The sequence below is a fragment of the Echinicola strongylocentroti genome (assembly GCF_003260975.1).
Classification (GTDB): Bacteria; Bacteroidota; Bacteroidia; order Cytophagales; family Cyclobacteriaceae; genus Echinicola; species Echinicola strongylocentroti.
Map to the genome: position 1 here is coordinate 6,178,211 of NZ_CP030041.1, position 15,364 is coordinate 6,193,574.

The following is a 15,364-nucleotide window of genomic DNA, read 5'->3' on the forward strand; positions in this document are numbered from 1 at the left end:
ATGGATACACTATTATCAATGAGTATCGTGTAACAACACTTTCGGTTCAATTGATGTAAAAAATATTCAAATAGTTCTATAAATAGCAACAACTTGAGCTCGACTTATTTTAAGTATTAAAAGCGTCATACGAACCCTTTTTAGGAGGATGTGGGTTGGAAAAGGGTGTGGCAACTCGCCGCGGCGAGCTGCCACGGCTTCCATCCCTTAAATCTCCCCCTAAGCCTCGCAGTGCATGTTCCGACCACTGTACGGAAACGATTTTATAATCGAACTGAGGTTATAAAAAGAAAGACGGCATCAAAGCTATTTTTGATGCCGTCTTTCTTCTAAATGATTTGAATTTTTCGAATAGGTAAGATTATTGAATAATTCTGAATTCTGTTCTACGGTTAGCTTGGTGTTGCGCATCTGTACAATCTACGCCGTTAGCGCATTTGTTTACCAATCGGGTTTCGCCATAACCCTTAGCCTCTAATCGGTTTCTATTGATACCTTTTCCTACCAAATAGTTCACCACAGATTGGGCTCTCTGCTGGGAAAGTGACATATTGTAATCATCACTACCACGAGAATCCGTATGAGACATAATCTCAATTCTCAAGGCAGGGCTATCTCTCATTACGGAAAGTAAATGTTCATCGATAATTTCTTCTGATTCTGGTGTGATTCTGGCACTGTTCAGTTCATAAAGTATGGGCAGTATATTGGAAGATCCCACCAATTCGCAGTCCACTTCTTCCCAAACGGTCATACCACCTTTCTTTACCAAAACGGTTTTGGTCACCGTTTCGGTTACGGCAGGAATGGTCTCTTTTTCGACACGTGCAGGTTGATCTACTACCTGTCGGGTAATCGTAGCATATTCAGCAGGAATTTCGGTTTCTTCCATCCTGGCAGGAGTTTGGACTACTTCTTTGGTGTAAGTGCCATTTTCTTCCGGGATCGAGATAGGAGATGTGCTGGCATCAGCATCAAGTGTTTTGGTCTGTACTGTTTCACTTTTAGATGGGTACTCGACGTAGCAAGCGACCATACAGTCCTCTTTATTAGCTGAAGGGCAATCTTCCAACATTCTGTATTCCCATCTACCTACTTCAGGGTATGTTTCAATTTCTTCCAGGTCATCCCCAAATGAGGCTGGGATTACTTTTAGGTTTTCAGCTTCCTCTTTTGAAATATAAGGAACTTCCACGGTCTCATAGACCGCTGGCACATACCTGAGTTCCTTAGATGCTTCCTTGACCAAAACACGTTCTTCTACGGTTTTGAATGTGGCAGGATAAGTTTTTAGCACAGTGTATGCTGGCTCCACTTCCACTGTTACGGTTTCCTCTTTAAATTCATCAGGTGTGATGCATTTTACATAGCATTTTCCTGGGGAGGGGTTTTCGGATGGGGGCTCATTTCCCGGTGGTTGGTCTTGGGCTGCTACAAATCCAACTTGAAAGATAAAGCAGCATAGAGCCAATTTAAAAGTCTTCATTTCAGTATAAGGGTTGGTTTAAAACTATTTTAAGGTAACAAAAATTTGTTAATTAATATTAAATAAATTTTGTTTTTGTAGTACTAATTTTGGTGATTAAAAACAATTATATTCAAAATAGTAGCCTTTTACCCTCAATTTTTGGTTATTTAGATACATATTTACCATATAATCCCATCTTAAAATACCTTTATCAGAATAGGAATTCAGCTTCATCAAAAAAATTATTTAAATAGTTATACCCTATTTTTTACCGGGTTTACACCATACCCCGCTTTACGGCCTGTTATTTTTGATGTGCTGTCCCTACCTCAACTCATTGGGAAATGTCCCGAAAATGCTAGCAGGTTCATAGCTATCCTTGTTATCACCTACGTTTGGATGCGTGTACATTAGGGAGACTCATTTTTTACTCTACGGTTTTGTGAAAACCAGTTTTTTATTTAATAATTATTTGTTAGGTTTAAATGTTTAAACATATAAACATTACAATAATCCCAAAAAACTATGAAAACACATTTATGCTTGTGCACAAAACATGAGGCGGTGTGGAAGGTCCCTGTGGCCTGCGTCGCTATTATGTTTTTGCTGCTGTTTCAGATGAGAGGTTATGCCCAAGAGCAGGGCACAACCTACAAAGGTGTGGTGTATGATAATGCCACCAAAGAACCACTCCCGGGAGTAAACATCCTGGTGAAGGGTACCGGGCAAGGAGTCGTCAGTGATATTGACGGTAATTTCAGCATTACTGTTGATTCGCCTGATCCGGTTTTGATCTTCAGTTTTATCGGGATGGAAACCCTCGAATATCCCCTTACAGGACAGACCACACTCGAGATCAATATGGATCCCAGTGCGGATAGCCTCGATGAGGTGGTCGTAGTGGGCTACGGTACGCAGAAAAAATCTGACCTCACCGGCTCTGTAGGAGTAGTAGGGGGAGATGAGATCCTAAAAGCACCCGTGGCAAATGCCTTACAGGGTATGAAGGGAAAAGTAGCCGGTGTTAATGTATTTTTGAACTCAGGATCACCTTCCTCCAGCCCTAGGGTACTCATCCGCGGATTAGGAACCATTAACTCCTCATCTCAGCCGCTCTATGTGGTAGATGGCGTGGTCATGGAGAACATCGAATTCTTGAATCCCAATGACATCGAGAGCATGGAGGTATTGAAAGATGCTTCTTCCACAGCAATCTATGGTGCGCGAGGTGCCAACGGTGTGGTAATGGTCACAACCAAAAGAGGGGCCAAAAACACCGGTACCACGATTGGATATGATGGTTATTTCAGTGTAGGAGTACTTCCCAAAAAAATGGACGTGCTCAATGCGGAAGAATTTATGGAGGTACTGGAACAAGGATTTGCCAACCACAGCAAATACCGACCGGATTCTCCCATTCCTGACTTTACCACAAACGATCCGAACCTTTTTGATGAAAACGGCAATCCGCTATATGATACCGATTGGCAGGAGGAAGCGACCAGAACGGCCCTTTCCCATAACCATCAATTGTCCTATCGTTCCAAGGCAGAGAAATCTTCTTTTGGTGCATTTGTCAATTATACCGACATGCAGGGCATAATGCTGAACAATTATCTGAAACGTGTAAATGGTAAGTTTGCCTTCGATGCCGATCCAAAAAAATGGCTTTCGGTGGGACTGAACCTATTGGCCAATAGCACAACAGAGAACGTATTCGAGGAAAGTGGCGGCCACCAGATGCCAAGACGTTCTATGATCGAGATGCCTGCGATATTTCCGGTCAAGTTTCCTGATGGCACATGGAGCAATTCCAGCATGGTCGAGGATCCCTACGGACTGGAAGCCATTCCCAATCCTGTACACGTATTGACCACACAGGACAGGTTGAGAAAAAGAACCAAACTGTTCGGGAATATCTATACGACCTTCCATATCCTTCCCGGACTGGATCTTAGAACCCAATTTGGCTTTGATAAAAATGACTTTAATGAGCAGATTTACAGTCCAACGGACCTGATCAATATCTCCTCCCCAAACGGCTCTGCTTATTTGGGCAATGAAAGAGTGCTGTATTGGCAGCAGGAAAATTACTTGACCTATACCAAGGACTTTGGTGACCATGGGATAAATGCAATGGCTGGGCTTAGCTGGCAAAAAAGAACATCAGAATATTTTAATGTAAGTGCCACTGGATTTTCTGATGATACCTTTAAGTTTAACAGAATGCAGTCGGCCAGTCAACCGGGAACGCCCAATTCAGGATATGATGAGTGGAGCATGAACTCCTATTTTTTACGAGGCAACTACAACTATAAGAGCAAATACCTGTTGACCTTTACTGGAAGGGTGGACGGTTCGTCCAGGTTCGGTGAAAACAACAAGTATGGCGTGTTCCCATCCGTTGGTGTGGGGTATGTGCTTTCAAAAGAGCCTTTTATGCAAGGCCTGTCCGGAACGGTAGATGAGCTTAAGATAAGGTCAAGTTACGGGATTACCGGAAATACCGAAATCCCTACTTACCAGTCCTTGGGTACGGTCTCCACTGGTACCTCGCTGATCAACGGATCCAGGGCCCCCATCAGCTATGTCAACCGGCTTCCCAATCCTGATTTGGAATGGGAAAAGACACGCCAATTTGACATCGGTATGGACCTGACACTTCTGGAAAGGGCATTGGTATTCAGTTTTGATTATTATCATAAACTGACCACCGACCTGTTGCTGGACAGACCAGTTCCTTCTTCTACCGGTTTTGCTGCTGTCAGGGACAATATCGGGTCGGTATCCAATAGAGGGATTGAAGTGTTGGTGAGGGCCTTTCCTGTAACCAATGCCAATTTCAGTTGGGAATCTACCCTGAATTTTTCCTATAACGAAAACCAGATCGAACAGCTTGGTGAAAATGACGAGGATATTTTTCCTGGTCCCAACTGGGTTTCTGGTAGCCAGACCATTTTGCGTGTGGGTGAGTCCCTGAGTTCATTCTGGGGCTACGAGCGATTGGGTACCTGGGGTACGGATGAAGCAACGGAAGCAGCTGAAGTGGGAGCCATTCCAGGCGAAGCTAAGCGGAGTGCAGAAAGAAAGATTATTGGCAACGGCCTTCCGCATTGGACAGGAAGCTTTATCAATAATTTCTATTATGGCAATTTTGACCTGACCTTGGACATTCAGTTTGTGGCGGGCGTGGATATCCTGCAGCAATTTTTCCATTCTACCCAAGACCGTACCGGTTATGCCAGCGGCCTGAAAGACGTGCTCTATGATGCATGGACAGAGACCAATCAGAACACCATGGTGCAACAGATCAGGAACGGGCCTTATTCAGGGCAAAACAGTGAGGTGGACAGCCATTGGGTGGCCGATGGCTCTTATATCCGGGGTAACCTGATATCGCTGGGTTACTCATTTGACCAGTCCCTGTTGGACAGGATCGGTATGAATAAGCTGAGGGTGTATGCCAGTGTGCAGAATGCCTTCCTTATACATTCCGATGATTTTAAAGGATATGACCCTGAAGCATCTTCTTGGGAAGGTAACCAATGGGGTCAGAACATCTTCTTTTTCCAATATCCTCGGCCAAGGACCTTTACCCTTGGATTGAGCCTGCAGTTTTAACCAAAAAATTAATCTTATGAAAAAGTTATCGATTATATACTTGGTGGCAGTGGTGCTTTTATCTTCCTGTGAAGGCTTTTTGGATGAAAAGCCCAAGGATGAAGTAGCCTCTAACCAATATTTTGCCCGGCCGGAACATGCCCGGGACGCAGTAAACGCATTGTACAGGACTGGAGCCATGCAGCTTTTTGAGGCCAATGGCTCTTATGCTGGGGCAAGGATCATGTTCGGTCCTTATTTGTCCGGATTTGTGGACAACGAATACAAAGGACAGGAAGTACATGTACAACGGGGACAGACCATGACCTATGATGGCTTGAACCTGTCGAGCTACTTTAATTCCATGTGGTCGGACATGTACACAGGTATATCCAGGGCAAACAATGCCATCAAGTATATCCCAGAGACTCCTGGTCTTTCGGAAAGTGAGATGAACAAGTACATGGCGGAAGCCCGTTTTTTCAGGGCGTTCAACTATTATTACTTGGTAAGGATGTTTGGGGCAGTGCCCCTGATTACCGAACCCTATGAAAGTCTGGAAAACCTGTTTCCCGAGCGGACAGCACCATCGGAGGTCTATGCGCTGATCACCGGGGACCTGGAGGCTGCCATTTCTAGTGGGGGACTTGCGAATGTGGCCATGACAGCCAATAGTGGCAGAATTTCCGCATCGGTGGCCCAGATGGTATTGGCCGAAGTGTATTTGACCATGAGCGGTGAAGCAGTTGGAGATGACAACTATGCCAATGCGGCACAGGTCGCTAAGGCGATAGTGGCTTCCGGGCAGTATTCACTGGTCCAGCACTCTTGGAACGGTGGACAATTAGCTGAAAACGGGTCTGCCTATAACAAACTAAAGGACAGTGAACAGGTTCCTGGCGAGTATATCTACTATTACGAGTATGAGATAGGCATTGCCAATAATATCTATCCAAGCTGGTGCTATCCTTCTACTATTTCGCCTCTATTGGCCTATGCTATCGCCAATAATGCCTATGGGCCGACCAATGACCTGGTTGCTTCCTATGATCCGGAAAATGACCTTCGGGTGCAGGAAAAGCAGTATTTTCATTCCTCTATCGAATTGGACGGAGAAACGGTTACCTTCCAGCGGGCTCCCTACATGTGGGAGAATAAGGAAGCTGCCTACGAAACAGCACTTTCTGGACGTGATATGCCGATCTACACTTATGCCGATGTGCTATTGATCGGTGCCGAGGCCATAGCGCGGTCCGAAGGCGTGACCAGTGAAGCGGTGGACTACCTTGCCCAAATCCGCGAAAGGGCTTACTGGAACAGTTCTCCAGAAGCCATAAGAAGCGAGTTGGCCTCCATGTCCACAGACCAATTTGTAGAGGAAGTATGGAAAGAGAGGGTGAGGGAGCTTGTATTTGAGTTTCCTATTTGGTTTGATGTCATGAGAACGGGTAAATTCCCTAGGCCTGTTGGGGATGGAACTGGAGACATCATGTTTGTCGATGCGGTCGGTGCTACCAACTTTTTTAACGGTACCATCAAAGAACAGAACATGTTGTATCCTCTGCCCGAGCAGGAATTGCAGCGTAATCCTTCGCTGGAGCAAAACCCTGGTTATGCAAATTGATGAATGAACTATAAAATGGCTGTTCCGAAGCAACTATTGATGCTGCACGGAACAGCCATTTCGTTATTTTCTTTATGGCATAAAGCTTTTGGGGTAGCGGGAAGCTGTCCCTTTGTAGACAATCGAAATACGCATAAATCACTATAATAATGAACAGATTGAGCAATCAGCCACAGGTACCCGTTCAGGAAACGGATCGACCATCGCATTCCTACACTTTATTTCCTTCTTTTGACTTGGGCTCCTCACGGATTGGCCAAGGTTACGAAAGCCTTTTTGACCAGATCAATGCCGGACAGGTCCTGATCATGGATGGCTATGTGGGCGTGGACTGGCAGGAAATCAGCACCGCCCTAAAGCAATATCTGACCAATCAAAACTTGGCGTTTGAGTTGATAAATATGGCCGATTTCTATAAGCCAACCAATGAGATTCTTGAAATGATCGCCCCGGATTTAGGAGGAGACGATCCGGTATTCGGAAAGAAGACCCAGCGGTGTATGGCCGATTATATAGATGGGGAAAAACTGGATACCTTAACGCCTGCTTCCGACCAGATCACGGTCATTTACGGAAGTGGTGCTGCACAGGTGGGGATCAAGGGAACATTGGTTTATTTTGACCTTCCTAAGAATGAGCTTCAATACCGTATGCGTGCTGGGAGCGTCCACAACCTTGGTTGTAGTGGGCTCCAAAAGAATAACAAGCAAATGTACAAGCACTTTTTCTTCGTGGACTGGGAAATCTGTAACCGAGAGAAGAAGGCCCTTTTTGCCAAGGTGGATTATATAGTTGACCAGCAACGCCCTGATCAGCCGACTTGGATGAGCGGGGATGATTTTCGGCAAGGGCTGGATGCCATGTCCACGTCTTACTTTAGGGTGCGACCGTGGTTTGAGCCAGGCGTTTGGGGAGGCCAATGGCTTCGTGAGCATATCCCGGAACTTCCACAGAATGAACCCAACTACGCATGGTCATTTGAGATGATCGTTCCCGAAAACGGGGTGATCTTTTCCTCTGACGGAATTCTTTTGGAGCTATCCTTTGATTGGTTGATGTACAAGGCAGGAAAAAATGTCTTGGGCAAGGCACACGATCGCTTTGGAGATGATTTTCCTATCCGGTTTGACTTTCTGGATACCTTTGACGGGGGCAATCTATCCTTACAGTGTCATCCAACTGATAAGTATGCAAAAGCCCATTTTGGTGAAAAATTCACCCAAGATGAGACATATTATATCATGGATAACCGTCCAGGCGCCAACGTTTACCTAGGCTTTCAGGAGGACATCGAACCGGAATTATTCAGAAAGGAGCTGGAAAAATCCATTCACGAGAAATCTGAATTGGAAGTAGAGCAGTTTGTCCAAAAGCTTCCAAGTGAAAAGCATGGGCTATACCTAATACCCAATGGTACCGTCCATTGCTCAGGAGTGGACAACCTGGTGCTGGAGATCAGCGCCACTCCGTATATCTATACCTTCAAAATGTACGATTGGCAACGATTGGACCTAAATGGAGAGCCTCGGCCTTTGAATGTGGAGCGGGCCTTTGATAATTTGGATTTTGAAAGAAAAGGGGAAGAAGTCCAACGTACCCTCATTTCGCATCCTGAAGTGATCGAAAGTGGATCGGATTGGCAATTGGTGGAATTGCCTACGCATGAACAGCATTTTTACAAGATCGTGCGCTATGAATTTGATACCGAAATTTCAGTTCCCACACATGGACAATGCCATTTGTTAATGTTGGTCGAAGGAGAAAGCATTTCCCTGTCCACTGAAAATGGTAGGCAGGCCACGTTTCATTACGCCGAAACATTTGCCGTTCCTGCTGCTGCCAACAGCTATAAATTGAAAAACCATGGCTCCTCTCGGGCAATGGTGGTCATTTCCTATGTGAAGGAATCGGCTTGTTAGGTCGAAATGACCAATATGATAATAAATGATAACTAAAGTCTTTTTATGAATCAGATGATAAAAAGTGTGGCGTTGCTGCTTATGGCATTAACGGCACACTCTCAGCTACTATTGGCTCAGCAATATGAAGTATTTCAACTTGGAAGTGCCTCCGATAGCGGAGATGGTTTTGCGCTATATCCCGGAGGATACAAGGATTTTATAGCCCAGGATTTTGGATTTGAGGATCGGATGTTTTGGATCGGCAGGGATGATCCACAAACTGATTTTCCTTATGTCCTTCCAGGTCCAAAAGACGCATGGGGAGGGACAGGACACACGGCAGGAATTCGTTCCCATTTTCTGAACCTAGCCTTCGAGCTCGATGAGTTCCAACCAACCACCGGGCAGCTTAGGATAGACCTTGCGGATGCCGATTCATTACATGCCGCCCTACTGAAAGTCACTGTCAATGGTAAAGGATACCATTACCAATTAAAACCAGGAAAGGGAACTACCCTTGGAAACCAAGGGGGCGAAAAAGGAGAGGAACAGCTGGTCACCATTGATCTGCCTCAAGGACTCTTGAAAAGTGGTTTGAACAAAATTACGCTTACCACCCTTGAGGGTAGTTGGTTGGCTTTTGATCAAGTGGCTCTTTTTGCTTCCAGTCCTTTGGAGGTGAAAAAAACCAATAAGGCAGTAGTGGGGGACATACGACCTGCTAACTATCAAACAGAAGGAAGCTCAGGGCTGCATCAACCCCTGTTGGTGGCCGCCTATCACCTTGATGGCGCTCCAGAGATGGTCGTTGAGCTGGATGGTGCTGAAATCCTGCGCCGAAACCTGGTGCAGGGGGAATATTTGCTGGAAGCTCCCATGCCTGCTGTCCAACAATCTAAGGAGAGCCAATACAGCATTAAGCTGGATGGCAATACGGTGAAGGAAGGTACAGTCAAAAGAATGCCCCAATCTACGAGGAAATGGAGCCAATATGTCAATACTCTCATAGGAGCAGGACATTCCAGGTGGATGATTGCACCGGGGCCTTGGATGCCTTTCGGGATGGTAAAGCTAAGCCCGGACAACCAGAACTCCGGTTGGCAGGCAGGTTATGATCCTACATTCGAATCGATCGGTACTTTTAGCCATATCCATGAATGGACCATGGCCGGTCTGGGAACCTTCCCGACCACAGCAGGCCCGATACAGACTACCGTTGGTGACCAGAGCGATGTCCAGTCAGGATACCGTTCTTCGTTTGACAAACAGACGGAGGAGGCTGGGATTGGTATGTACAAAGTTCATCTGACCGATACGGATATCTGGGCTTCCCTGACATCCACAGAGAGGGCGACGATGCAGCGATATGACTACGGAAAAGGGGAGCGCGGCAGGATCATGATCGATCTGGCCATTCCTTCCGAGTACCGCTACCAGATAGAATCCTGCGAGATTACCCGTGTTTCTCCTACACGGATAGAAGGCAAAAGCCATCAGCTGACGCCAAATGCATGGTCCAAGGGAGTGGGACAGGATTATATTGTCCATTTTGTCATTGAATTTGACCGTCCAATAGATCGGTTTTCCCATTGGAAAGACGGTGAGATCAGGCATAACAGTGACCTTGCAGCCGATAAGCCGAAGAATGCAGGCGTCTTTGTGGAGTTTGATCTCGAGGATTCGCGTAGTGTAAAAATGAGAACGGGAATATCCTATGTGAGCATCGAGAATGCTGCTAAAAACCTTTCCACAGAAATCTCGACCCCTTTTGGCTGGGACTTTGATGCGGTGGTGGCCCATCAGCAAAACACTTGGGACAAGCTGCTTGGAAGACTCAAGGTAAGCAGTAATGATGCAAGGGAAAAGGAGCGCTTTTATACCAATATGTACAGGGCTTTGGCCAGTAGGAATACCTTTTCTGATGTGGACGGACGATGGAGGGATGCCGATGAAAATATCCAGCAGCTAGAGCGTTCAGATGACTTGGCCCTTGGTTGTGATGCTTTTTGGAATACCTTCTGGAACCTTAATCAGTTTTGGAACCTGGTGACGCCCGAGTGGAGTAACCGTTGGGTGCGGTCTCAGCTAGCCATGTACGACAATGCCGGATGGCTCGCAAAAGGCCCTGCCGGAATGGAATACATCCCCGTGATGGTGGCCGAGCATGAAATCCCCTTGATTGTGGGGGCTTACCAAATGGGAATCAGGGACTATGATGTGCAAAAAGCCTTGGAAGCTGTAGTAAAGATGCAGACCACAGAAGCCACAGAAGTAGGAGGTGGGTTTGCAGGAAACAGGGATTTGATGCACTACCTCGAATATGGCTACGTGCCCCATGACCTGGGAAGGTTTTCCAATTCCTTGGAATACAGTTTCGACGACTGGACTGTGGGGCAGTTTGCCAAATCCCTAGGAGAGACCTCCATCTTTGAAGAATTTGACCAAAGAGGAGCTTGGTGGAAACATGTTATTGATCCCGAATCAGGCTATGCAAGGATGAAAAATGCCAAAGGAGAATGGCTGGAAGATTTTGATCCATTTCGCTCCGGAGCCAACCACCACTATGTGGAAGGAAATGCCTGGCAGCTCACTTTTTTCGTTCCCCAAGATGTGCCTGGCCTTATGGAGGCTGTTGGAAAGGAAAAATTTCTCGAAAGACTGGAATGGGGCTTTTCGGAAAGCGACAAGTGGCGGTTTAATGGCCCCAATGACCAATACTGGGATTATCCTGTGGTGCAGGGAAACCAACAGTCCATGCACTTTGCCTTCCTGTTCAACTATGCAGGCAAGCCTTGGCTGACCCAAAAATGGAGCAGGGCTATCATGGATCGGTATTATGGCCATGGCGTTACCAATGCCTACCTAGGCGATGAGGATCAGGGCCAGATGAGTGCTTGGTTTATCATGGCCTCCTTAGGCTTGTTCCAGGTGGACGGAGGAACAAGGGCAAACCCCATCTACGAAATAGGAAGCCCACAGTTCCAAGAGGTGGAAATTGATTTGGGTGAACAATTTGGAAGAGGGGAGACCTTTACCATCAAGGCCATCAATGCCAACAAGAAAAACATTTATGTACAAAAAGCTACCCTCAATGGTCAACCGCTCAACCAATTCTGGTTTGATGCTGCAGCACTTCTCAAGGGAGGGGAATTGATCTTAGAAATGGGAGATACACCGAACAAGGGTTGGGGAAATACAACATTGCCCTATTAACGACGGTAATGCCCCAACCTATTTATAATCAAAGTTAAATAACAATAACCCAAAATTTCCATGAAGAACTACTTGGCATTGACCCTACTTCTATTGCTTGCCCTAACTGTTCATGGGCAAATCAGCGAAGAAAATAATGACAAGCTTTCGAATAATATTGTAAGCAATGAAAAATTCGAGAAAGTAAAGAAAATGGCCTTAAAAGTAGTCTCCGAAGGCTTTAATGCAGGTGATGGATACAGGGAGGTCTGGATCAGGGATTACAATACTTTCATTAACATCGCCACCAAGGTGTACCCGAAGGAAACGCTAAGGGAAAACCTATTGGTTTTTTTCAGGATGCAGGCAGATGATGGGAATATCATCGATGGTTTTACGCCAGTGGCGTCCATTGGGGAAGACGACACCGATTTTAGTTATTCTGAGCTGGAGCCAAGGTATGCTGGTCACAAAAATACCGTGGAGACAGACCAAGAGACTTCTTTGGTGCAAACTGTCTACAAATACATCAAGGCCACCGGTGATTTTTCACTGCTTTCAGAAAAGGTAGGGGACAAAACGGTGGCCGAACGGCTGGAGTGGTCCATGGATTATCTGATGGAGCACCGCTTTGACAGGGAGCATGGCCTGCTCTGGGGCGCGACTACTGCCGACTGGGGAGATGTGCAGCCAGAACATGGATGGGGAGTGGATATTGATAAAAACACCCATCGGGCCATTGATATTTATGATAATGCCATGATGGTCATTGCCTTGGCCAACCTAATGGAAATAATGCCTGAAAGCAGGGAAAAATGGGCAACCATCAAGCTGCAACTGGAAAAAAATATCCGAAAGCACCTCTGGGACGCAGAAGCGCAAAAGTTCATTCCCCATATCTATCTGGAGGGTTCACCTTTTCCAGAAGACTTCAAGGAGAATGAGATTTTTTATTTTGGCGGCACTGCTATCGCCATCGAAGCGGGATTGCTGACACATGAGGAAATCGAACATTCCCTGAATCAAATGGTTTCTCTGGTGAAACAAGCCGGTGCACCCTCTATCGGATTGACAGTCTATCCTCCATATCCGGCAGGCTATTTTGCCAATAAGATCATGAATCCGGAGTACAGCTACCAAAACGGAGGCGACTGGACTTGGTTTGGAGGAAGGATGGTCCTGGAATTGGTCAAAAATGGATTTGTCGAGGAAGCATACAGGGAAATACAGCCAATGGTCGATAGGGTAATAGAAAACGATGGCTTTTACGAGTGGTATTCGGTCGATAACCAGCCACGAGGGTCAGGGACTTTTAGGGGAAGTGCCGGAGTGCTCTATGATGCCATAGTTGCCCTACAAGAATCCAATAATACAAAAAACTAGCATAATGGGAAGACCGACAATATTGGCAGATGGGGAGAAAATGCTGCAGGTTGGAGTAGATATCGGTGGAAGCCATATTACGGCTTGTCTTTTTGATGGCGAGCGTCAGGAGCTTCTGCTGGAGTCCATGACCACGCGGCATCCCGACCCAAATGGAACAGCCAACGAGCTCATAGGAGTATGGGCTGAGGCGATTGAGCTGGCCATAAAACAATCCAATGCACCAGTAAGAGGGGTTGGGATTGCTGTTCCAGGGCCATTTGATTATGCGGAGGGGATCAGCCTGGTCATCGGGGTAAATAAATTTGAATGTATTTATGGTGTCAATATCAAAGAGGAACTTTCTCAACGCCTGAAGTTAGAAAAATCCCAAATTAGATTTGTCAATGATGCATCGGCATTTGGCATTGCAGTGACCAAGGTAGGTCTTGGCAAAGGTGCAAATCGCTGTGTGGCCTTGACCTTGGGGACAGGGCTTGGATCTTCGTTTTTAGTTGATGGCGTGCCGGTACTATCAGGTGATGAGGTGCCCGAAAATGGTTGGTTATATAATGGTGAATTTCAAGGGGAAATGGCGGATGACCATTTTTCAGCCCGTGGTTTGGTGGGGCTATATAAGTCCCTTGGAGGAAAGGAAGCGTCTACTGCTTTGGACGTTTTTACCCTTGCCAAATCTGATCCACTGGCCCAGAAAACCTTTGAATTGTTTGGAAGTAGATTGGGCAGTTTTCTTGATCCATATATCCAAAGATTTGGTGCCCAAATACTTGTGTTGGGAGGAAATCTATCACGATCCTTCGCTTTGTTTGAGCTGGATTTGCTGAAAGAACTGTCCATAGACAGTGTAGTGGTTTCCCCAATGCTGGATCACGCCCCATTGATCGGTGGAGCCATGCTTTTTGAGGAGGAATATTATGGAAATTTAGCACAGGTAATAAATAGGATGAAATGAAAGATATAAGCTCACAAACACTGCCATATGGTAAAATTTTACCAGTGCTGCTGAGTTTTGTGGTAATGGGATTTGTGGATATTGTTGGGGTTTCGACAGGGTACGCCCAGAAGGAGTTTGACCTCAGCCCAGAAATGGCACAATTGATTCCTTCCATGGTTTTTGTCTGGTTTTTTGTGCTGTCGGTTCCCATTAGCATACTCCAGAATAAGGTAGGAAAAAGAAAGGTCCTGCTCGCCGGAATTGGTGCCACAGCATTGGGAATGGCCATACCATTTGTCAGCTTTAGTTATGGCATATTCCTTTGCTCATTTGTGTTACTGGGAATTGGCAATACCTTAATTCAGGTTTCTTCCAATCCTTTGCTGAGAGAGGTAGTTACGGCAGAGAAGTATCCCAGTATTCTGAGTGTGTCCCAGTTTATCAAGGCCATTAGTTCCTTGCTGGGGCCATTGCTAGTGGCTATGCTGGCATCCAGGACTGGTGATTGGAAGAATGTATTTTTGGTATATGGTGCGGTAGCGATCTGTACTGGAGCATGGCTGGCCAAAACCCCCATAAAAGAAACCCACGAGCAAGCTTCTGCGGGATTTAAGGATTGCTTTAGGTTATTGAAAGATCCCGTGATTGCCTTTATGGTGTTTGCCATATTTTTGACCGTTGGGATTGACGTGGGCATGAATACCAATATCCAAGGCGTTTTGGTTTCCAAGTTTGATCTTACGTTGGAGGATGCATCGTTAGGGATCAGCCTTTATTTCTTTTCCTTGTTGGTCAGCCGCTTGCTGGGGGCTGTGATCTTGGGAAAAATGAGCCATGTGAAGTTTCTCAAGTGGTCTGGATGGCTTACGGTGATTGCATTTGTATGTCTAATGGTGTCTCCTAGTCTTGAAACCACCTTGGCATCCATCATACTAGTAGGATTGGCCTCGGCCAACCTGTTTCCGTTGATCTTTGCATTGACCATCAACAGGACCCCCAAAAGGAGCAATGAAATATCGGGACTGATGACGATGGCGATAGTTGGTGGGGCGGTGGTTCCGTTTATCATGGGGCTTATCCAGAAATCAGCAGGAGTGGATTTTGTGTTTCTCGTCCCCGCTATTGCAGCGGTGGTGCTGTCGTTTTCTTACCTAAAGTTCGGAAAATGAAACAGCAGGAAGCAGCGCCTGATGGAAGGAGGCTTTGATTGGGGGCACTAGTGGCCTTTCGGATGGATGGCCAGAAAAAACAATAAATGGATT

Annotated in this window: 8 protein-coding genes; 7 read left to right on the forward strand and 1 reads right to left on the reverse strand. The window is 46.1% G+C overall.

Features of this window, described 5'->3' with window-relative positions:
- Positions 1 to 361: 361 nt before the first annotated feature.
- Positions 362 to 1,486 (reverse strand): OmpA family protein, encoded by a 1,125-nt coding sequence (locus tag DN752_RS24050; RefSeq protein WP_170134474.1) that lies wholly within the window; start codon positions 1,484 to 1,486, stop codon positions 362 to 364.
- Between the two features lie 507 nt (positions 1,487 to 1,993).
- Between DN752_RS24050 and DN752_RS24055 the strand changes: the two genes are divergently transcribed.
- From DN752_RS24055 to DN752_RS24085, 7 genes are all read left to right on the forward strand, one after another.
- The gene (locus tag DN752_RS24055) at positions 1,994 to 5,089 is read left to right on the forward strand and encodes a SusC/RagA family TonB-linked outer membrane protein (RefSeq protein WP_211324094.1); all 3,096 of its coding nucleotides are present in this window, start codon (positions 1,994 to 1,996) and stop codon (positions 5,087 to 5,089) included.
- 16 nt (positions 5,090 to 5,105) lie between these two features.
- Positions 5,106 to 6,692 (forward strand): RagB/SusD family nutrient uptake outer membrane protein, encoded by a 1,587-nt coding sequence (locus tag DN752_RS24060; protein WP_112786321.1) that lies wholly within the window; start codon positions 5,106 to 5,108, stop codon positions 6,690 to 6,692.
- A 149-nt stretch (positions 6,693 to 6,841) separates the two neighbouring features.
- Entirely contained in the window at positions 6,842 to 8,611 is a 1,770-nt protein-coding gene (locus tag DN752_RS24065; protein ID WP_112786322.1) for a class I mannose-6-phosphate isomerase, read from the forward strand.
- A 45-nt stretch (positions 8,612 to 8,656) separates the two neighbouring features.
- The gene (locus tag DN752_RS24070; RefSeq protein WP_112786323.1) at positions 8,657 to 11,806 is read left to right on the forward strand and encodes a GH92 family glycosyl hydrolase; all 3,150 of its coding nucleotides are present in this window, start codon (positions 8,657 to 8,659) and stop codon (positions 11,804 to 11,806) included.
- Between the two features lie 60 nt (positions 11,807 to 11,866).
- Positions 11,867 to 13,168: a GH36-type glycosyl hydrolase domain-containing protein gene (locus DN752_RS24075; protein ID WP_112786324.1), complete on the forward strand. Its 1,302-nt coding sequence runs from the start codon at positions 11,867 to 11,869 to the stop codon at positions 13,166 to 13,168.
- 4 nt (positions 13,169 to 13,172) lie between these two features.
- Positions 13,173 to 14,120: an ROK family protein gene (locus tag DN752_RS24080; RefSeq protein WP_112786325.1), complete on the forward strand. Its 948-nt coding sequence runs from the start codon at positions 13,173 to 13,175 to the stop codon at positions 14,118 to 14,120.
- Positions 14,117 to 15,271 carry an MFS transporter gene (locus tag DN752_RS24085; protein ID WP_211324095.1) on the forward strand — a complete coding sequence of 385 codons (1,155 nt, stop codon included), beginning with the start codon at positions 14,117 to 14,119 and terminating at the stop codon, positions 15,269 to 15,271. The genes DN752_RS24080 and DN752_RS24085 overlap by 4 nt, the downstream gene beginning before the upstream one ends.
- The last annotated feature ends 93 nt before the right edge of the window (positions 15,272 to 15,364 follow it).

What these genes read in the sequence shown, in the direction of transcription:
- DN752_RS24050 (WP_170134474.1), bottom strand. Translation starts at nt 1,486, where the DNA reads ATGAAGACTTTTAAATTGGCTCTATGCTGCTTTATCTTTCAAGTTGGA.
- DN752_RS24055 (WP_211324094.1), top strand. Translation starts at nt 1,994, where the DNA reads ATGAAAACACATTTATGCTTGTGCACAAAACATGAGGCGGTGTGGAAG.
- DN752_RS24060 (WP_112786321.1), top strand. Translation starts at nt 5,106, where the DNA reads ATGAAAAAGTTATCGATTATATACTTGGTGGCAGTGGTGCTTTTATCT.
- DN752_RS24065 (WP_112786322.1), top strand. Translation starts at nt 6,842, where the DNA reads ATGAACAGATTGAGCAATCAGCCACAGGTACCCGTTCAGGAAACGGAT.
- DN752_RS24070 (WP_112786323.1), top strand. Translation starts at nt 8,657, where the DNA reads ATGAATCAGATGATAAAAAGTGTGGCGTTGCTGCTTATGGCATTAACG.
- DN752_RS24075 (WP_112786324.1), top strand. Translation starts at nt 11,867, where the DNA reads ATGAAGAACTACTTGGCATTGACCCTACTTCTATTGCTTGCCCTAACT.
- DN752_RS24080 (WP_112786325.1), top strand. Translation starts at nt 13,173, where the DNA reads ATGGGAAGACCGACAATATTGGCAGATGGGGAGAAAATGCTGCAGGTT.
- DN752_RS24085 (WP_211324095.1), top strand. Translation starts at nt 14,117, where the DNA reads ATGAAAGATATAAGCTCACAAACACTGCCATATGGTAAAATTTTACCA.